Here is a 19,305-nt window from a genome sequence, read left to right as displayed (position 1 = left end):
TGTCGCACACGGCGGCCCCGTGCGCCCGGTTGGCTGCAACCGCCCCCCTGGTGGACGCGCGGCCACGCGAACGCACCGCGAAACGGTAACAAGGCGGTCCACGGTTTCACGCGCCCAATTCGGCCGCGTGAACTGTGGTTACGATCACGGCAGCCGGGGCGGTCAGCGGGTCGGGCAGCCCTCGCTGGAGAGGCCCTCGATGATCGTGCCGGTTTCCGCGTAGAAGCAGCGTGAACGCCCCTCGCTGCCAGTGAGCAGCGGAAGCCCGTCCAGTTCGTCCACGGTGAGCGTCCCCCGCCGGCCCTGCGACGCCCAGTCGATCTCCAGCCGCCAGGAGAGGACCTGTCGCTGGCCGGACTGCGCCCGCACGGGCAGCACCGACGCCGACCGGGTGACGGCGAGCGGGAAGCGGACGCCCCCGGTCGATCGGGCGGTTTCGGCGTCGAGGTCGAACCGGAGCGCGTCGCCCCCGGGCTCGTCGTCGCCGGGCCCCCCGCAGGCGAGGCCGATGGTGGTCGAGACCTCGGGCGGCTCACTCCGCCGGGCCACCGTGGCACGGATGTCCGTGACGGTGACGGTGGCATCCGAGCGGGACCGCATGGTCAGCGTCACCCAGGCGGCGCCGGTCCGGGTGCCCCCGAGCCGGGTGAACCAGTCGGCCCAGCCCCCGGGCGTGTACCGCTGCGGCAGGGCCGGGAGTCGGGCGGGCGCCGCCGCGGCGAGCACCGCGCCGTCGCACCACGGCCAGTCGACGGCGGCGACGACCGCGAACGGCGGCGGCTCGTCGACGGGGGGCGGCGCGTTCAGGCTCGACTGCGTGGTCGTCGCCACGGTGCACGAGAGGATCGTGGTCCCCACCACGCCGGCGGTGAACCCGAACGTTCGGCTGCGCTGCTGCGAGCGGGGGCCGCTGGACTCGCGACCACCGCCTCCCGGGCCGCCGTTCTCCGGGTTCCCGTTGCCGCCGGGACCCGCCTGCCGGTCCCGCCTGCGCGGAAACAGCGACACGAGGCCGACGAGCACGCTGGAGATCCCCGCGAACAGCCCGAACACGCTCGCGTACTTGTCCGCCCTGTCGATCCCCTCGGTCGCGAGGAAGACGATGGTCACCGGCACAAGGAAGACGAGGGCTGCGACGAGCACGACGAGCAGGACGCGCGACCGGTCGCCCGCGCCCCGGCCGTCGTCCTCCGGCGCGGCCGGCAGCGGGTCCGGACCAGCGGGTTCGATCACCGTGCGAGCCTAGGCAGGCGGGCCGCGCCGTGGGAACGCCGTCCGGGCCACCCGCCGGCGTAGCCCCGGGCCCGCCGCCGACGCTCCACCTTCCGACCTGCGGGAACCCGGGCTGGCGCGGGGCGGCGGCCGGGAAGCTGTCACATGATTGACAGCCCGCCGCCTGCGTTCAGTGGATCGTCCGCCCGCGCACGTCCGGCACCCCTGACTTGCGGAAGAAGTACGTGTTGACCTGGTCGCGCCACTCGATGGCGCAGCGCAGCTGCTCGTCGAGGCGCTCGGCCACCCGGGCGTGCACCGCCGGGTCGATCACCCCGGCGAGGCGTCGCCACCGCTGCCGCATCTGCGCCACCTGCTGCACCCCGGCGAAGTGGGTGTCGTAGATGTGCTGGATGACGGTCGACCCGCTGCGCAGCACGTGCCCGTACGGGACGTGGTGGAAGAACAGCAGCAGCTCGTCGGGGCAGTCGGACAGCGACTCGTACACCTGCGACCACGGCTGCGGATACTGGCCCGTGAAGCCGGTGCCCGTGGCGCGGGTGCGGTCCACGCCCACCCCGTCGCGGTCGGCGAAGTGGTAGGTGCCCCACCGCGAGTACTCGTACCCGTCGACGTCGGGGCCGTAGTGGTGGCGGGCCGGGCTGACCATGAAGCCGACGCCCAGCGGGGCGGTGTACCGCTCGTAGGTGCGCCACGAGTCGTCCATGACGGCGTGCAGCGTCTCGCGCACCAGCGCCGGGTCGCCGACCGTCGACGCGGGGAAGGTGAGGTCGATCCACTCGTCGAGGACCGCGATCGGGTCGAGGCCGGGGTCCCAGGCGAGCCGGCCGTAGGCGTACAGGTTGGCCTGGGCGAGGGGGTGCCCGGTCCAGAACGGGTCGTCGCCGACGTTGGCCACGGCGGCCAGGCCGCCGCCGGTCGCCGGACCCGGCCCCGAGCCGGCGGCCACGTCGGCGACCGTCGGCCCGCCGGGCCCCCACGGCGCGAACGTCAGCACCTCGCTCCAGCAGGGCGCGAGATAGCACACGTGCTGCTGCTGGCCCGTGTACTCCTGGGTGACCTGGAACTCCACCGCCAGCCGGGTCGCCGGCATCGCGGCCAGCACCGGCGACACCGGCTCCCGGGGCTGGAAGTCGATCGGGCCGAACTTCGCCTGCACCACCACGTTGTCGTGGAACCGGCCGTCGAGCGGGGCGAAGTGGTCGTACGCGGCCCGCGCCCGGTCGGTCGAGCGGTCCCGCCAGTCCTGCCGGTGGTTGTAGACGAACGCCCGCCAGTGCACCACGCCCCCGAACGGCGCGAGGGCCTCCGCGAGCAGGTTCGCGCCGTCGGCGTGGTCGCGTCCGTACGTGAACGGGCCCGGCTGCCCCTCCGAGTCGGCCTTCACCACGTAGCCGCCGAAGTCGGGGATGCGCTCGTACACCTGGCGGGTCGCGGCGGCCCACCACGCGCGCACCGCCGGGTCGAGCGGGTCGGCGGTCGGCAGGCCGCCGAGGACGACGGGCGCGGCGAAGGTGACCGACAGGTGCACCCGCACGCCGTAGGGACGCAGCGCGTCGGCCAGCTCGGCGACGTCGCCGAGGCGGTCGGTGAGCAGCCGCGCCTCGGTCGCGTGGACGTTGACGTTGTTCACCGAGATCGCGTTGACGCCGCAGGCGGCCAGCAGCCGCCCGTACGCGCGGACCCGGTCGAGGTCGCGGCGCGCCGCCCCGGCCCGCCAGAAGATCGACCCGCCCGCGTAGCCCCGCTCGACCTGTCCCATCACCGGGTCCACGTCGACGTTGTCCCAGTGGTCGAGCATGCGCCGCGCCATCGCCGGCGCGTGCCGCCGCGCCGGGTGGTCCCCCTCGAACGCCGCCGCGCCGAGGCGCACCACGTGGAACAGCCCGTAGAGCAGGCCGGCCGGCGCGTCGGCCAGCACCACCGTGACGCCCTCGGCGCGGGCCAGCGCGAACCCCTCCGCGCCGAGCGGCCCGCCGGCGCCGGCCGCCCGGGCCAGCGCCGCCGCCGGCGCGGGCAGGGGCCCGGCGTCGCGCAGCGCGAGCACCAGGTCCACCTCCCGGTCCCCGGCGGTCCGGTCCGCCCGCCCGCCGTGCCCGGCGCAGGCCCGCTCGACCTCGTCGAAGACGGTGTCGACGAGCATCCCGTCGCCGCGCACGAGGACGCGACGCGAGCCGAGCGGGGCGAACGCCTCCGGCGGCAGCCAGGCGGCGTGCACGCCCCCGCCGTGGCCCGTCGTGTCGTGGCCGGCGGTGGCGGGGCCGGTCGTGGCGGGGGGCAGGCTCATGCGGTGAACTCCTTGCGGATCGTGTCGACCATCGGGGCGGCGACGCGCAGCAGCGCGAGTGCGCACACCGAGCCCGCCAGCGCGAGCACCGCCTCCGAGGTGACCGCCGTGACGGCGGCACCCGCCACCAGCACCAGAGCCGTGCCGATGCCCACCCCGGGGGCGCGGACCGCGAAGTGCAGGGCGAGGCGGGCCACGTCGCGGGCCCGGAACGCGAACAGGGAGGTGATCACCAGCGCGTTCGCCCCGACGAGGGCCGCCAGCGCGGCGACGCCGACCAGCGGCACCGCCCACCACCGGGGCACGCCCGCGACGTCCAGGTGGGCGAGGTTCACCGCGACGACGGTGAGCAACGCCAGCAGCGGCACCCAGATCCACAGGACCCCCGCCAGGTTGGCCCGGTAGCCGCGCCGGAACGCGGCGGCGGGCCGCAGGTCGGTCAGGTCGGGGCGCTGGTGGTGCAGCGCGTACAGCGCGGCCGACAGCGCCGGGCCCAGCGGCAGCGCGCAGGCGGCGTAGAGCGGGATGTTGCTCGCGTCGGATTCGAGCAGGACCAGCGGCACCAGGCCGGGCAGGCAGGCCAGCAGCAGGAGCAGTTCGACGACGAGCAGGGTGTAGACCCGCGCGGCGGACCGCGACAGCGGGCCCTCGCCGAACTGCCGGGAGGCGCGCGCGGCGTCGCCGCTCACGGGCGCTCGCCCCCGCCGGCCGGGTCGCCGTCGCGTCGCCCCCCGTCGGCTCGCCCGTCGCCGCCGTGGCCGGTCCCGTCGCGGCCGGGCAGGCCGAGCAGCCGGTCGCCGTCCCACCACGGCGGGGTCTCGTCGCGCACCGCGTCGATCTCCACCAGGGTCACCTCGTGCCGGGCGAGGGTGAGGTCGACCTCCACCCGGCCGCCCGTCACCGGCAGGCTGCGGTGGGCGCGGGCCGGCTCGGCGGCCTCCCGCAGCGCGTCGAGCTGGCGCGGCAGCGGGGACCGGGGCCGGCCCATCTCCGCCCAGGCCGCGTAGACGTTGCCGGCCTCCTCGCTCACCGACGAGCGCGCCAGGTACGCCGACGTCGCCCCGGGCGCGTCCAGTGGCACCGACAGCGCCAGGGTGTGCCGCTCCGGCACCGGCTCGCGGCCGGTGACGTCCACCGGTGCCCACGCCAGCACGGTGACCCGGCCGTCGGCGTCGCGGGTGACCAGGTGGTCCGCGCCGCGGGCGAGGACCTGGTCGCCCATCCGGGCCAGGAACGCGTACAGGTGGTAGGTGGGCTTCTTGAGCTGCCGGTGGGTGAGCAGGCCGAAGCCGCCGTGCAACAGCGCCGTCGGTATCCCCACCTCCTCGAACATGTCGCTGAACGTCCAGTACGAGAAGGAGTCGACCAGGTCGCCGCCGGCGGCCACCACGGGGGCGAGGTACGCGGCGTGGAACGCGGTGTCGTGGATCGGGTTGTCGGGCCGGTAGGAGGAGTTGAACTCGGTGATGTGCACGGGCAGCTCCGCCAGGGCGGTGCCGGCCAGCAGCCGGCGCGGCGCGGCGAACTGCTCCAGCAGGTGTTCCGCCGGGGCCAGGGTCTGGTGGGTGCCGAACGGCACGTGCTGCGCCGGGCCGGAGGTGTAGGCGTGCCGGCTGACGAAGTCGCACGGCACGTCCCGCGCGGCGACGAACTCGGCGAAGGGCACCAGCCACTCGTCGGAGCCGGGGGAGATGGCCGGGCCGCCGACCTGCAGGGACGCGTCGACCTCCTTCACGGCGTGCGCCGACACCTCGTACAGCCGGTGGTAGGCGTCGCGGTCCGCGTCCTGCCAGAAGGCCGTCAGGTTCGGCTCGTTCCACACCTCGATGGGCCAGCCGCGCACCTCGTCGAGACCGTACCGGTCGACCAGGTGCGCGACCGTGGCCCGGACCAGGTCCGCCCACTCGGTCCAGGACCGCGGCGGGGTGACGTTGCCCTGCCACCAGAACACCGTCTGGTCGCCGGAGGCCAGGCCCGAGGGCATGAAGCCCAGCTCCACGAAGGGCCGGATCCCCAGCTCCAGATATGCGTCGACGACCTGGTCGACGTACGTGAACGAGTGCCGCACGCGCCGCGACCCCGCGTACTCGTAGGGGCGGTGCACGCCGACGCCGTCGCTGAGCAGGCCGTGCCCCCGGATGTGCCGGAAGCCGATGTCCCGCTGGACGAGCGCCAGCGAGTCCTGGTAGTCGCGCCGCAGCGCCAGCTCGAACCGGCCGGTGCCGACGCAGGCCCGCCAGGCGTCGGTCAGCCGGCCCGTGGGCCGGTCTGGAACGTGGATCCGCATCGTCGTCCTTGTCCTGCTCGTCGTGCCGGCCGGGCCCGCCGGTCCCGGCCGACCCCGGTGGTGAGGGCCGGCCGGGACCGGACGGTCAGCCGTTGTCCTTCTTGAACCGCTCGTACGCCTTGTTGACCACCTCGATGTACTGGTCGGCGTTCTTGGCCTTCAGCTCGCCGACGTAGGCGTCCCACTCGGTCAGCGGGCGCTGGCCCAGGATGAACTTGAGCGTGTTCTGGGTGACGTAGTCCTTCAGCGGCGTCTCCCACAGCGACACCTGCTCGCGCTCGGCGTCGGTGAGCGGGGCCGGCGGCGGCACCTCGATCGGCTTGCGCGTGTTCATCACCTTCTGGAACTCCAGCTCCTCCGGGGAGAAGAAGGACTGCATCAGGTCCAGCTTGCCGCCGTAGGCGAAGACCCCGTTGGCGAAGCCGAAGTCCTTCTGCAGGTGCTTGGTGCCCTTGGGGTTGAGCCCGATCATGTCGACGTCGGGGGCGGGCATCCGCTTGCCGGCGGCGTCCTTGACGAACGTGGTGCCCTCGATGCCCCACTTCGCGAACTCCTGGCCGGCGTCGGAGTAGTAGAGCCAGTCGATGAACTGCATCATCGCCACGAAGTTCTTGCTGTCCCTGGCCTTCTTGGAGATCATGACGCCGTTCTCCAGCCGGGAGGCGGGGTTGATCTCGCCGGCCGGGCCGACCGGCAACGGGATGTTGACCAGCTTCGCGCCGGGGATGGTCTTGGCCAGGTCCGGCCGGTAGTCGTTGACCAGGGTCTGGGCGTTGCTGGTGATGACGAACGACTTGCCGTTGGCGAGCTTCTGGCGGGCGGCCTCGTCGCTCTGGGTGAAGCTCTCCGGGTCGAGCAGCCCCTCGGTGACCAGCTTGTTGAGGTACTGGATCATCTGCTTGTACTGCTCGGTGGCCCCGGTGTAGACGAACTTGCCGGCGGCCGGGTCCCAGGTGCTGTGCTGGAAGGACCAGCCGGCCTGGGTGCCGAAGGAGCTGCCGGCGATCCGCAGCAGCGCGCCGCCGGGGGTGGGCTTGCTCCACCGGTCCGAGTACGGGTACGAGTCCGGGTACTTCGCCTTCATCGCCTTGAGCACCGTGTAGAACTCGTCCCACGTCTTCGGGACGGGCTGCTTGAGCTCGTCGAGGATGTCGGTGCGGACCGCCACCGTGTATTCCTGCCAGGGCTTCTCGTGCAGGCCCGGCAGCAGGTAGAACTTGCCGTCGGACTGGCGCAGGGTGTCGATCTCCGGCTTCAGCCCCCACTTGTCGATCTTCTCTTTGAAGTTCGGCATGAGGTCCAGGTAGTCGCTCACCGGCAGGATCGCCCCGGAAGAGACGAACTGGTTCTCCGCCGGGTGGTAGGTCTTCGGGATGATCAGCGGGGCGTCGCCGGCGCCGACGAGCAGGCTGCGCTTCTGCTCGTAGTCGCTCAGCGGCACGGCGACCGGTTCGAGCTTGACGTTGGTCCGCTTGGTCAGCTCCGACCAGAACAGCCACTCGTTCTTCAGCGGATAGTTCGGGTGGTTGTTGTAGAGGATGGAGAAGGAGAGCGGCTCCGTCGCCGTGAACTGGGTGCCGACGGCGTAGTCCGCCATGGCGCCGGCCCGGTTGCCGGACAGGTCCTTGGCGTCGCCGGCCTCCTCGGAGCAGGCGACGAGGGTGAGGGTGAGCAGGCTGGCCGCGGCTATGGCCGCGCGCCGCCACGTTCTGTGGAGCACGGCTCGTCCTTTCCGAACGGTGGTGGGGTGGTGGGGGAACCTTGCCGGGCTACCCCTTGACCGCGCCGAGCATCACGCCCGACACGAAGTAGCGCTGGATGAAGGGGTAGACCGCCAGGATGGGCAGGGTGGTGAGCACGATGGTCACCGCCTGCAGGGTCGCGGCGGCCTGGACTGCGTCGGACTCGGCGACCCCGCCGGCCGACTGGGCGCCGGTGGCCCCCGCGATGAGGTTGCGCAGGTAGACGGTCACCGGGAACATCTCCTGCTGGTCCAGGTAGAGGAACGCGGTGAACCACGAGTTCCAGAACGACACGGCGTAGAACAGCACCATCGTGGCGATGATGGCCTTGGACAGCGGCAGCACGATCCGCAGCAGCGTCCCGTACGTGTTCAGCCCGTCGACGGCGGCGGCCTCCTCCAGCTCCTCCGGCAGGCTCTCGAAGAACGCCTTCATCACCAGCAGGTTGAACACGTTGATGGCGTTGGGCACGACGACCGCCCAGATGGTGTTCTTCATGCCCAGGCTGGTGATCAGCACGTAGTTGGGGATCAGCCCGCCGGAGAAGAACATGGTGAACACGGCGATGCCGACCAGCGCCCCGCGCCCCTTGAGCCGCGGCTTCGACAGCACGTACGCGTAGCAGGTGGTCAGCACGATGGAGATGACCGTGGCGACCACCGTGTACACCACCGTGTTGCGGTAGTTGGTCCAGAACAGCGCGTCGGACATCACCAGCTTGTACGTCGTCAGGTTGAACCCGCGCGGGACGAGGTTGACCCGCCCGGCGATGATGTACGCCTCGTCGCTGAGCGAGCGGGCCACGATGTTGACGAACGGGTACAGCGTGACGATCACGACGCCGGTGAGGATGACGGCGTTGACCGCCTGGAAGACCCGGTAGCCCCGGGTCGGGCGGATCCCCTTCGGCCGGCGGGCCACCCGCCGGGTCTCGCCGGTCTCGGCGGCTTCCACGGTCACCACAGGCTCGTCCCCACCGTGCGCTTGGAGATGGCGTTCGCCGTCAGGACCAGGGTCAGCCCGATCACGGCCTCGAACAGGCCGATCGCGGCGGCGTAGCTGAAGTTGCTGGACTCGAAGCCCATCCGGTAGAGGTATGTGGAGATCACGTCGGCGGTCGGATAGGTCAGCGGGTTGTACAGCAGCAGGATCTTCTCGAACCCGACCGCCATGAACGTGCCGATGTTGAGGATCAGCAGCGTCACCATCGTGGGCCGGATGCCGGGCAGCGTCACGTGCCAGGTCTGCCGCCACCGGTTCGCCCCGTCGATGCGGGCCGCCTCGTAGAGGTTCTCGTCGATGGTGGTCAGCGCGGCGAGGTAGAGGATCGTGCCCCAGCCGACGGTCTGCCAGACCTCGGAGGAGACGTAGATCGTGCGGAACCACTCCGGCCGTTGCAGGAACGGCACGGCCTCGCCGCCGAGGCCGCGCACGATCTGGTTGACCGTCCCGTCCATCGACGTCAACTGCATGACCATGGCGGCCACGATCACGATGGACAGGAAGTGCGGCAGGTAGGACACCGACTGCACGAACCGCTTGAGCCGGCGGGCGCGGACCTCGTTGAGCAGCAGCGCCAGGACGATCGGCAGGGGGAAGCAGAACAGCAGGGTCAGCGTCCCGAGCACGAGGGTGTTGGTGAACACCTCCCAGAACGTCGGGTCGGCCAGGAACAGTCGTATGTAGCGCAGGCCCACCCAGGTCTCGCCGAACAGGCTGCCACCGGGGGAGAACCGCCGGAAGGCGATCACGTTGCCGGCCATCGGCAGGTAGCGGAAGACCAGGAAGAACACCAGCGGTGCCACGGCGAGCGAATAGAGCTGCCAGTCCTTGCGCAGCGCCTGCCGCCAGGTGCGGCGCCGCCCCCGGCGGCGCCGTGCGGGGCGGCCCGCCGGCCGGGCGGCGTCCCGCGCCGGGGGCACCGGCGGCGGGGTGAGGGTGTCGGGGGTGGTCATCGACGGCCTCCAGGACGGGGCGGAGGTGCCTAGGCGGACTGCGGGACGGCGGCGGGGGCGACCCGTGCGGTCGACACCAGCCGACGCTGGTGGCCGACGGTGCGTTCGGCGCCGACGAGACGCAGCGGGAGGGTGGCGGCGAACTCGCCGCTGGACCGGCCGAGCCGCAGCTCCACGTCGCCCGGCTCGACGACGCGCCGGCCGTGCACGCCGGTGAAGGACGTGACGTCGGCGGGCACTCCGAACGTCACCCGCGCGCTCTCGCCCGGCGCGAGCGGGACGCGGGCGTAGCCGACCAGGCGGACCACCGGCCGGGTGGTCTGCGCGACCGGGTCGTGCAGGTAGAGCTGGACGACCTCGGTGCCGGCCCGGTCGCCGGTGTTGCGGATCGTCACGTCGACCTCGACCTCGCCGTCGACCGCCCAGTCGAGGCGGTCGCCGCCGGTGGCGACGGCGGGGGCCTCGTCGACCCCGCGTACGCCCGCGTCGTCCCACTCGAACGTCGTGTAGCTCAGCCCGTGGCCGAACGGGAACGCCGGGGTGGGGTCGACCGACGACACCTCCGACCGGCGGCCCAGCGCCGGGTTGAGGTAGGTCGACGGCAGGGCGCCGGCGTCCCGGGGCACGCCGACGGGCAGCCGCCCGGACGGGTTCACCGCGCCGGTGAGCACCTCGGCGAGGGCCTGCCCGCCGCGCTGGCCGGGGAAGAACGCCTGCACCACGGCCGCGGCGGAGTCGACCTCGGGCCCGAGAGCGTACGGCCGCCCGGCCAGCAGCACCAGCACCACGGGCGTGCCGGTGGCGAGCACCGCCCGGACCAGGTCGGGCTGGACCCCGGGCAGCCGCAGGTCGGTGGCGTCGCAGCCCTCGCCGGACGTGCCGCGGCCGAACATGCCGGAACGGTCGCCGACGGCGAGCACGCACACGTCGGCCTCGGCGGCCGCCGCGACGGCCGCGGCGAAGCCGGAGGTGTCGTCGCCGGTGACCGCGCACCCGGGGGCGTGGGTGAGCCCCGGCAGCAGGCGGCCGAGGGCCTCGCGCAGGGAGGACAGCTCCACGCCGAGCCCGTGCTCGGGGTGGCGCACCCCCACGTGGGAGGGGAACGTGTAGCAGCCGAGCATCGCCATCGGGTCGTCGGCGACCGGGCCGACGAGGGCGACGCGGCGGCCGGCGTCCAGGGGCAGCAGCCCGCCGTCGTTGCGCAGCAGGACCACGGACTCGCGGGCCAGGCGCAGGGCCACCTCCTGCGCGGCGGGGTCGTCGAGGCGCAGCCCGTCGACGCCGTCGGGCAGCGGCTGCCAGCCCTGGTCGAGCAGGCCCAGCTCGGCCTTCTGCGCCAGCACCCGGCGCAGCGCGCGGTCGACCAGCGCCTCGTCGACCTCGCCGGCGCGGACCGCCTCGACCAGCGGGGGACCGAACGCGTCGACGGTGGGCAGCTCCACGTCGATCCCGGCGCGCAGGGCGAGCCGGGCCGCCTCGACGCCGTCGGCGGCGACCGCATGCAACGTCTGGAGGAAGCGCACCGCGAAGTAGTCGGCGACCACGGTGCCGGTGAAGCCCCACTCGTCGCGCAGCAGCCGGGTCAACAGGCCCTCGTCGGCGGCCACGGGCAGGCCGTCGATCTCGGCGTAGGAGTGCATCACCGAACGGGCGCCGCCGAGGCGCAGCGCCATCTCGAACGGCGGCAGGATGACGTCGGCCAGCTCCCGGCGGCCCATCGACACCGGGGCCAGGTTGCGTCCGCCGCGCGAGGCCGAGTAGCCCGCGAAGTGCTTGAGGGTGGCGACGATGCCGGCGGCCTCCAGGCCGCGCACGTACGCCGCGCCGGTCGTCCCGACGAGGTACGGGTCCTCGCCGATGGTCTCCTCGGTGCGACCCCACCGGTAGTCGCGGGTCACGTCGAGCACCGGCGCCAGGCCCTGGTGGACCCCGGCCGCCCGCATGGACCGGCCGATCTGGCCGGCCATCTGCTCGACCAGCACGGGGTCGAAGGACGCGCCCCAGCTCAGCGGCGTCGGGTAGACCGTCGCGCGCCAGGCGGCGAAGCCGGTGAGGCACTCCTCGTGCACCTGCGCCGGGATGCCGAACCGGCTCGCCGCCGCGATCTCGGCCTGGGACGCGGCCAGCGAGCGCGCGCCGGCCACGGGGTCGACCGGTGCGGTGCCGAACGGCCGGGTCAGCTGCCCCAGCCCGTGCCGGATGACGTCGCTCCACCGCAGCTCGCCGTCGACCATGTCGGCCTGGTGCGGCGCGACCCCCTCGCCGGAGGCGTCGGCGCCGACCCACACCCCGACGAGCTGGGCGACCTTCTCCTCCAGCGACATCAGCGGCAGCAGGGCGTCGGCGCGCTCGGTCGGACTCAGCCGCGGGTCGCGCCACCGCGCGGCGTCCGGGGACGCCTCCGCGTCGTGGACGGGCAGCTGACTGTTCATGCCACACCCCTTCAGCCGGGCCCGGGAGGCTCCCCGGTGGCTCGCGACGACTGGCGACGGCGAGCCGGCCCGAAATTTTCGGAAATCCCCGCGTGACCTATTTCGGGCAACTTAAGGGCCTTAAATGGGCATGTCAAGGCTCGTCCCGCCCGAAGCGGATCGACGGGGGTCATCGTACCCGGGCACCGCGCGTGTTACAGTCCTCGAAAATTTCGGAGAGGTTCCATGCCCCACTTCGACCTGCCCCTCGACCAGCTCCGGCAGTACGCCCCCACCGTGGCCGAGCCCGCCGACTTCGACGCGTTCTGGCGGGCCACCCTCGCGGCGGCGGCCGAGCACCCCGTGCTCGTCGACGTCCGGCCCGAGCCGACCCACCTGCGACTCGTCGACACCTGGGACGTCACGTTCGCCGGCTACGGCGGTGACCCGGTGCGGGCCTGGTACACCCGTCCGGCCGGGGCGGACGGGCCGCTGCCCGTCGTCGTGGAGCACGTCGGCTACGGGCGCGGCCGGGGCCTCCCGCACGAGCGCCTCACCTGGCCGGTGGCCGGCTACGCGCACCTGCTGATGGACGCCCGGGGCCAGTCCGGCCACCACGCGGCCGGCGACACCCCCGACCCCCGCGCCGGCGCCCCGGGCGGCCCTTGGCCGGTGACCTGGGGCATCCTCGCGCCCGAGGACTACTACTACCGGCGGCTGATCACCGACGCCGTGCGGGCCGTGCAGGCGGCCCGTGCGCTGCCGGGCGTCGACCCCGGCCGGGTCGTGGCCGCCGGCAACAGCCAGGGCGGGGGGATCGCCCTCGCGGTGGCGGGCCTCGTCGACGACCTGGCGGCCCTGATCACCACCGCGCCCTTCCTGTGCCACGTCCAGCGGGCCATCGAGATCACCGACGCCGAGCCGTACGGCGAGATCGCCCGCTACCTCGCAGCCGACCGGACGGCCGAGGACGCGGTGCGGCGCACCCTGTCCTACGTCGACGGCGTCACCTTCGCCCGCCGGGCGGTCGCGCCCGCGCACTTCGGCGTCGGCCTGCGCGACACCGTGTGCCCGCCGAGCACCGTGTTCGCCGCCCACAACCAGTACGGCGCCGCCAACGGCCGGCCGGAGCCGCCGCGGCGGGCGATGCACGTCTACCCGTTCAACGGCCACGAGGGAGGGGAGGCGGTGCAGGTCCGCCGGCAGCTCGCGTGGCTCGCCGGGGTGCTCGCCGCGCCGGGCGACGTCGCCGGCCCCGCCACCGACACGACGGAGGAGAGCGCGTGAGGATCGTCGACGCCCGGGTCATCGTCACCTGCCCGGGCCGCAACTTCGTCACCCTGAAGATCATCACCGACGAGGGCGTCACCGGGGTCGGCGACGCCACCCTCAACGGCCGCGAGCTGGCCGTCGAGGCGTACCTGCGCGAACACGTCGTGCCGCTGCTGATCGGGCGCGACCCGGCCCGGATCGAGGACACCTGGCAGTACCTCTACCAGGGGGCGTACTGGCGGCGCGGCCCGGTCACCATGAGCGCCGTCGCGGCGGTGGACACCGCGCTGTGGGACATCTTGGGCAAGGTCGCCGGCCTGCCGGTCTACCAGCTGCTCGGCGGCCGGTCCCGCGAGGGCGTCACCGTCTACGGCCACGCCAACGGCGAGACCGTGGACGAGGTGCTGGCCGAGGTGGCCCGCTTCGTCGACCTCGGCTACCGGGCGGTGCGGGTGCAGTGCGGCGTGCCGGGCCTGGCCAAGACGTACGGCGTGAGCGCCGACAAGATGTTCTACGAGCCGGCCGACGCGGCGCTGCCCACCGAGACGGTCTGGTCGACGGCCCGCTACCTGGCCCACACCCCTGGCGTGTTCGCCCGGGTCCGCGAGGAGTTCGGCCCGACGCTGCGGCTGCTGCACGACGTGCACCACCGGCTCACCCCCATCGAGGCGGCCCGGCTCGGCCGCAGCCTGGAGCCGTACGCGCTGACCTGGCTGGAGGACCCGGTCCCCGCCGAGTTCCAGGAGGGCTTCCGGCTCATCCGGCAGCACACCACCACGCCGATCGCCACCGGCGAGGTGTTCAACTCCGTCTGGGACGCCACCACGCTCATCCGCGAGCAGCTCATCGACTACGTCCGCACGACCGTGGTCCGGGCCGGCGGCATCACCCACCTGCGGCGCATCTTCGACTACGCCGCGCTGCACCACGTGCGCAGCGGCTCCCACGGCGCCACCGACCTGTCGCCGGTCTGCCTGGCCGCCGCGCTGCACCTGGACCTCGCGATCCCGAACTTCGGCCTGCAGGAGTACATGCGGCACACCGAGGAGACCGACGCGGTGTTCCCGCACGGCTACCACTTCGCCGACGGCTACCTGCACCCCGCCGAGACGCCCGGGCTCGGGGTGGACATCGACGAGGAGGCCGCCGCCCGCTACCCCTACTCGCCGGCCTACCTGCCGGTCAACCGCCTGGAGGACGGCACCCTGCACCCCTGGTGACCCAAGGGCGCGAGAGGCCCGGCCGGGGCGCGGTGTCGGGGGGATCTTGTACCGTCCGGGCCCGTGAGCGCCCAACAGACGTACAGGTACCTCGGATCCTCCGCCCTGAGCCGGTCCGGCCTCGCCCTGTCCACCAGCGGCGGGCCCGCCCCGAACCCCCGCTTCTTCAGCGGCTTCCTCACCACGCCGCAGGCCGCCGCCGTCGGGCTGCTCGCGGTCGCCGAGGTCGCCCGCACCCGCTACTTCCGGCCGGTGAGCCCGGCCAGCCTCGACCCGGTGGTCACCGGCAGCCGCGACCGGCTGCGCTTCGAGTCGTTCTCCGGTTGCTGCGGCGTCTACGCCCGCCTGGACGCCCTGCCCGAGGGGCTCGACGGCGACGTGCTGGAGCACGGCACCACCAACGTGGACGTCAACAACCCGCTGCGCGAGGCGCTGTCGCGCGTCGGCGGCCTCGACCCGCTGCGCCTGTCCGTCGGCCCCGACGACCTCACCGTGGAGACGATGGACGGCGCGGTCGTGGAGAAGAAGGTGCCCCTGCCGCAGCGGTGGCTGCGCGGCTTCGCCGAGGTGCAGGTGCTCGCCGCCGGGTTCGAGCCGCGCGCGCAGCTCCCGGCGGCCGAGGCGGCGACGTTCCTGCGCCGGCTGCCGACCGCCGGGGACCGGTCGGTGCTCTGGGCCGTGCCCGCCGGGCGGAGCCTGCGGCTGACCTCCCGGCCCGTGGCCGGCGCGGTCTGCCTGGCCGGCGCGGGCCGGCTCGCCGCCCTGCGCGGCCTGCTGCGCCACGCGCGCACCCTGACCGTCTACGGTCCGACCGTCGCGCCTGGCGCCGGGGCGCTGCCCAGCACCTGGGAGCTGGACACCGGGGCGCTGCGGCTGTCGCTGACCCTGTCGCCGGAGCCCTACCGGGGCTTCTCCGGCGAGGGCGCCGCGCTGGCCGCCCTGGCCGGCGACGACGTCGCCGACGACGCCGAGCTGGTCTCGGCGCTGTTGGCCTGGGACCCGACGATCGACGTGGACGCCCTGGCGACCTCCGCCGGCCTCGACGCCGCCCGGGTGCGGGGCGCCCTCGCCCAGCTCGGCACCGCCGGACGGGTCGGCTACGACGTCGCCGAGGCGGCGTACTTCCACCGCGTCATGCCCTACGACGCGGGCCGGGCCGAGCGCGACAACCCCCGCCTGGTGGGCGCGCGGGCGCTGGTCGAGTCCGGCGCCGTCGACCCCGACGACGCCGGGGCCACCGTCCGCAGCGCAGACCAGGTCTACCGGGTGCGGCGGCTCGCCGACGACGCGTACACCTGCACCTGCCCCTGGTGGGCCAAGCACCGCGGCCAGCGCGGGCCGTGCAAGCACGCGCTGGCCACCCGGATGGCCGGCTCCGTCGCGCGGGAGGCGGTGTGAAGTCCACGGTCCGGCGTCGGTGGGAGCTGGCGGCCGGCGGCAGCAGCGACCTGTTCGACCTCGTCGACGCCGGGTCGGCCGACCTCGTCGCCGCCGCCCTGACCGGGCTGCCCGAGCAGCGCCGCCGCGCCGTCGGCGGCGAGCTCACCGAGTGGTTCAAGACGCGCCGGTCCACCTTCTGGGGCAGCGGCAGGGGCACCGCCCTGGCCGTCGCCGTGGTCGGCTGCCTGCCCACCGCCGCCCAGGCCGCCGCGATCCTCACCCGCCGCACCGTCACCGTCGACGGCGACCGGGCGGCCCGGCTCGTCCGCGTCGTCGCCGCCGAGCGGGGCATCGACTGGCTGCCCGAGCTGGCCCGCCGGCTGGCCGACAAGCTGGCCCGCGACGCCTGGATCGGGCACTGGCGGTTCGTCGCCGCGCTGCTGCCCGCCGACGCCGCGCCGCCGACGGGGGAGCGCTTCGTCGAGCTGTGGGTGCAGTCGTTGGCCAGCCCCGACCGCCGCCGCGGCGCGCCCGTGCCGTTGCTCGACCGGCTACGGAACGACCCGCTGCTGGCCGCGCTGCTGCCCCGGCTGTTCGAGATCGACGGCATCGGCGCGCCCATGATGTTCGACGAGGTCCACACCGACTGGGAGAGCCGGCACCGCCACGTCCTGCCCACCGCGCTCGCGCGGCTCGCCGCCGACGGGGTCGTCGACCGGGCGGCCCTGCTCGACGGTGCTGTCGGCCGGCTGCTGCGCGGTGACCGCCCGGCCGCGCTGCGCGCGTTCACCGTCCTGCTGCACGAGCTTGCGCCCAGCGCGCAGGAGGTCGCGGCCCGCGCCACCGACTACCTGCGCCTGCTCGCCGACGCCCCGGCCCCGGTCGCCGTCATGGCGCAGAAGGCCCTGCGCGCCCTGCCCGACCCGGAGCCGGAGGCCGTGCTCGCGGCCTCCCGCGAGGTCCTGCTGCGCCCCGACAAGGCGCTGGTGCGCGGCCAGCTCGCCTGGCTCGACCGGCTCGCCCGCCGGCACCCGGACCGGGTGGCCCAGATCGCCGAGGTGATCGCGGTCGCCGCCGGACACCCCGCCGTCGACGTGCGCGACCGGGCGGCGGCCCTGACGGCCCGGCACGGCCCCGCCCCGGCGGTCGCCGGTCCCGTCCCGGCCGGCGGCGACACCGCGCCGGCGGTCGCCGTCGCGCGCGGCGACGACCTGCCCCACCCCGGCCCGCCCGCGCCCGCCCCGGCCCCGATCACCGACCTCGACGAACTCACCGAGGAGGTCGCCGCGCTCGTCGGCACCGAACACCGCGGCGAGCCCTTCGACCGGATCCTCGACGGGCTGGTCCGTCTCGCCCCGACCGACGGCCCGCGGCTGCGCGCCGCGCTCGACCCGGTCCTCGCCCGCCGGCACTGGGCCTGGGCCGCCGAGCACCAATGGGACCCGTGCTGCCTGTGCGGCCTCGTCAGCGACCTGCTGGAGACCGCCGGCGAGCCCCGCCCGGCCGTCCCGCAGCGCGGTCGGTGGGCCGCGCTGCTCGCCGCCGTGCGACGCACCGGCCCGCAGGGGCCGCCGCGCGAGCTGGTCGTCACCGATCCCCGGGTGCCTGCGCCGCACGCGCTGCTGCGCGCCCGTCTCGCCGAGGTCGGCCACCACCTCGGCGAGCCCGGCCACGCCGGCCTGCTCGCCGCCCCCACCTCGGCCAACGGCGCGCTCGACCCGCTGGCCCTGCTGGAGCGGCTCACGGCGCTCGGCGAGCGCCAGCCCTGGCGGTGGGACCTCACCCAGGCGCTGCTGCGGCTGCCCCCCGGCGTCGACGACACCCTCGCCGGCAAGGCGGAGGCGCTGCGCACCCCGGCCGGCGACCGGCTCGCCGCCTGGCTGCGCGCCGGCGGGCTGCCCGACCCGGTCGCCCGGGTCGTCCCGCTCGCCCGCCGCCCCCGCAAGGTCGGCTACGACTGGCAGCACGACCAGCTCCCGCCCCGGCGGATCGCGGTCGAGCTGCGCCCGCCGGCCGGCTACCCCGACCCGTACGGGCTGCTGACCGTCGACCCGCCGCCGATGGAGACGGACCACGCCACCTGGGCGGGGATGTGGCCGTCGGTGCTGCCGCACCACCTCGGCGTCGTCGCCGCGTACGTGCTGCCGCAGGTGACCGCCGCCGCGGACCTGGACCGGCGCGACGGCGCGCTGGTGCTGCCCCTGCTCGCCGAGTGCGGCGGTGCCGGCGGGCCCGCCGTCGACGTGGCCCTGGCCTACGGGCTCGGCGCGCGCCACGGCGCCGACCGGGTCGCCGCGCTCGACGCCCTGCTCGGCCTGGCCGCCACCGGCCGGCTCGACGCCGCCGGGGTGGGCGCGCGGCTCGGCGACCTGGTCGCGGGCAACCTGGTGAAGCTGACCCGCGCCGTCGAGCCGCTGCGCGACGCGGCCGGGGCGGGCGCGCCACTGAGCGTGTGGCGGCTGACGGCCGCGGCGCTGCCCCCGCTGCTCGCCGCGGCGACCCCGCCCCGGGGCCTGCCCGACCTGCTGACCCTGGCCGCCGAGACGGCCACGGCCACCGGGGCGCGCGTCGAGGTGCCGGGGCTGGCCGAGGTGGCCGGCCGGCGCGGGACGAGCCGGGTGGTGACCGAGGCGCGCCGCCTGCACCGGGCGCTCACCGTCGGCTGACCGCCGGTCAGCCGGCGGCGGGGGCGGCGAGCGGGACGCTGTCGCGCAGCGCCCAGTCGCGGCTGATGTCGGCGGCGGTGCGCAGCAGGCGCGGCAGGTGCTCGTCGACCAGGGTCTCCACGCTGGTGTCGGCCGCGTGCACGGTCACGTTCAGCGCGGCGACGATGCGACCGTCGCCGTTGCGCACGCCGGTGGCCACGGAGCGGATGCCGGGGGCGAGGTCCTGGTCGGCGAGCGCCCAGCCCTTGGCCCGCACGTCGCGCAGCGCCCGGTCCAGCTCGGCGCGGTCCGGCTGCCACCGGGAGACGACCCCGGAGCGGCTCGGCTCGGCCAGCGCCCGGTCGAGGCCGGCGGGGTCGAGCGCGGCGAGCAGGACCTTGCCCATCGACGTGGCGGGGGCGGGGAAGCGGGTGCCGATGGTCACCGCCAGGGTGACGATCTTCGGTACGGCGACCCGCGCGACGTAGACGATGTCGCCGCCGTCGAGCTGGGCCATCGAGGTGGACTCGCCGGTCTGCCCGACGAGCCGCTGCATGTGCGGCCGGGCGACGTCCCACATGGTCAGCGAGTTGATGTAGGACATGCCGAGCTCCAGCACCCGGGGGGTGAGCGCGTACCCCCGGTCGGCGACCCGGACGTAGCCGAGCTCCTCCAGGGTGAGCAGGATGCGGCGGACGGTGGGCCGGGCCAGGCCGGTGACGCCCGCGACCTCGCTGAGCGTCATCACCGCCTGGCCCGGCCGGAAGCAGCGCAGCACGTCGAGCCCGCGGGCCAGGGCCTCGATGAAGTCCGGTCCCGCCTCGCGTGCCATCGGGCTCCCTCCGTCCGTGCTCGACCGGCCGCCCGGAGCGC

The 19,305-nt window shown here is 74.6% G+C and carries 13 protein-coding genes; 4 read left to right on the top strand and 9 right to left on the bottom strand.

Translation table 11 applies throughout. From position 1 onward, the window contains the following. Positions 1 to 162: 162 nt before the first annotated feature. The 8 genes from LPU61_RS24710 to LPU61_RS24675 form a co-directional block, all read right to left on the bottom strand. The gene (locus tag LPU61_RS24710) at positions 163 to 1,233 is read right to left on the bottom strand and encodes a hypothetical protein (protein ID WP_229406305.1); all 1,071 of its coding nucleotides are present in this window, start codon (positions 1,231 to 1,233) and stop codon (positions 163 to 165) included. 169 nt (positions 1,234 to 1,402) lie between these two features. Next, positions 1,403 to 3,520: an alpha-glucuronidase gene (locus LPU61_RS24705; protein ID WP_229406304.1), complete on the bottom strand. Its 2,118-nt coding sequence runs from the start codon at positions 3,518 to 3,520 to the stop codon at positions 1,403 to 1,405. Next, on the bottom strand, positions 3,517 to 4,209 hold the full coding sequence (locus tag LPU61_RS24700) for a hypothetical protein (RefSeq protein WP_229406303.1): 693 nt from the start codon (positions 4,207 to 4,209) through the stop codon (positions 3,517 to 3,519). The genes LPU61_RS24705 and LPU61_RS24700 overlap by 4 nt, the downstream gene beginning before the upstream one ends. Continuing rightward, on the bottom strand, positions 4,206 to 5,807 hold the full coding sequence (locus tag LPU61_RS24695) for a xylan 1,4-beta-xylosidase (RefSeq protein WP_229406302.1): 1,602 nt from the start codon (positions 5,805 to 5,807) through the stop codon (positions 4,206 to 4,208). The genes LPU61_RS24700 and LPU61_RS24695 overlap by 4 nt, the downstream gene beginning before the upstream one ends. Before the next feature lie 85 nt (positions 5,808 to 5,892). Further along, the gene (locus tag LPU61_RS24690) at positions 5,893 to 7,527 is read right to left on the bottom strand and encodes an extracellular solute-binding protein (RefSeq protein WP_043963458.1); all 1,635 of its coding nucleotides are present in this window, start codon (positions 7,525 to 7,527) and stop codon (positions 5,893 to 5,895) included. A 49-nt stretch (positions 7,528 to 7,576) separates the two neighbouring features. Next, positions 7,577 to 8,509: a carbohydrate ABC transporter permease gene (locus LPU61_RS24685; protein ID WP_229406301.1), complete on the bottom strand. Its 933-nt coding sequence runs from the start codon at positions 8,507 to 8,509 to the stop codon at positions 7,577 to 7,579. After that, entirely contained in the window at positions 8,506 to 9,504 is a 999-nt protein-coding gene (locus tag LPU61_RS24680; protein ID WP_043963459.1) for a sugar ABC transporter permease, read from the bottom strand. The genes LPU61_RS24685 and LPU61_RS24680 overlap by 4 nt, the downstream gene beginning before the upstream one ends. A 29-nt stretch (positions 9,505 to 9,533) precedes the next feature. Next, positions 9,534 to 11,936 (bottom strand): glycoside hydrolase family 3 N-terminal domain-containing protein, encoded by a 2,403-nt coding sequence (locus LPU61_RS24675; protein ID WP_229406300.1) that lies wholly within the window; start codon positions 11,934 to 11,936, stop codon positions 9,534 to 9,536. Positions 11,937 to 12,161: 225 nt separating this feature from the next. Between LPU61_RS24675 and LPU61_RS24670 the strand changes: the two genes are divergently transcribed. From LPU61_RS24670 to LPU61_RS24655, 4 genes are all read left to right on the top strand, one after another. After that, on the top strand, positions 12,162 to 13,202 hold the full coding sequence (locus LPU61_RS24670) for an acetylxylan esterase (protein ID WP_229406299.1): 1,041 nt from the start codon (positions 12,162 to 12,164) through the stop codon (positions 13,200 to 13,202). Further along, positions 13,199 to 14,407 (top strand): D-mannonate dehydratase ManD, encoded by a 1,209-nt coding sequence (manD, locus tag LPU61_RS24665; protein ID WP_043963462.1) that lies wholly within the window; start codon positions 13,199 to 13,201, stop codon positions 14,405 to 14,407. The genes LPU61_RS24670 and manD overlap by 4 nt, the downstream gene beginning before the upstream one ends. Before the next feature lie 63 nt (positions 14,408 to 14,470). After that, positions 14,471 to 15,805 (top strand): SWIM zinc finger family protein, encoded by a 1,335-nt coding sequence (locus LPU61_RS24660; protein ID WP_043963463.1) that lies wholly within the window; start codon positions 14,471 to 14,473, stop codon positions 15,803 to 15,805. Further along, on the top strand, positions 15,802 to 18,453 hold the full coding sequence (locus LPU61_RS24655; protein ID WP_229406298.1) for a DUF6493 family protein: 2,652 nt from the start codon (positions 15,802 to 15,804) through the stop codon (positions 18,451 to 18,453). The genes LPU61_RS24660 and LPU61_RS24655 overlap by 4 nt, the downstream gene beginning before the upstream one ends. A gap of 7 nt (positions 18,454 to 18,460) precedes the next feature. On the opposite strand, the gene LPU61_RS24650 is transcribed toward LPU61_RS24655, so the two are convergent. Then, positions 18,461 to 19,264, bottom strand: coding sequence for an IclR family transcriptional regulator C-terminal domain-containing protein (locus tag LPU61_RS24650; protein WP_229406297.1), 804 nt, complete (start codon positions 19,262 to 19,264; stop codon positions 18,461 to 18,463). Positions 19,265 to 19,305: the final 41 nt, after the last annotated feature.

Origin of the sequence: Micromonospora sp. NBRC 110038 (assembly GCF_020884815.1) — a bacterium.
Classification (GTDB): Bacteria; Actinomycetota; Actinomycetes; order Mycobacteriales; family Micromonosporaceae; genus Micromonospora; species Micromonospora haikouensis.
Note: the sequence above shows the minus strand (reverse complement) of the source record. Positions and strands in the feature narration are given on the sequence as shown.

Excerpts from the sequence above, each read along its gene's own strand:
- LPU61_RS24705 (WP_229406304.1), bottom strand. The coding sequence starts at position 3,520 with ATGAGCCTGCCCCCCGCCACGACCGGCCCCGCCACCGCCGGCCACGAC.
- LPU61_RS24695 (WP_229406302.1), bottom strand. The coding sequence starts at position 5,807 with ATGCGGATCCACGTTCCAGACCGGCCCACGGGCCGGCTGACCGACGCC.
- LPU61_RS24680 (WP_043963459.1), bottom strand. The coding sequence starts at position 9,504 with ATGACCACCCCCGACACCCTCACCCCGCCGCCGGTGCCCCCGGCGCGG.
- LPU61_RS24675 (WP_229406300.1), bottom strand. The coding sequence starts at position 11,936 with ATGAACAGTCAGCTGCCCGTCCACGACGCGGAGGCGTCCCCGGACGCC.
- LPU61_RS24670 (WP_229406299.1), top strand. The coding sequence starts at position 12,162 with ATGCCCCACTTCGACCTGCCCCTCGACCAGCTCCGGCAGTACGCCCCC.
- LPU61_RS24650 (WP_229406297.1), bottom strand. The coding sequence starts at position 19,264 with ATGGCACGCGAGGCGGGACCGGACTTCATCGAGGCCCTGGCCCGCGGG.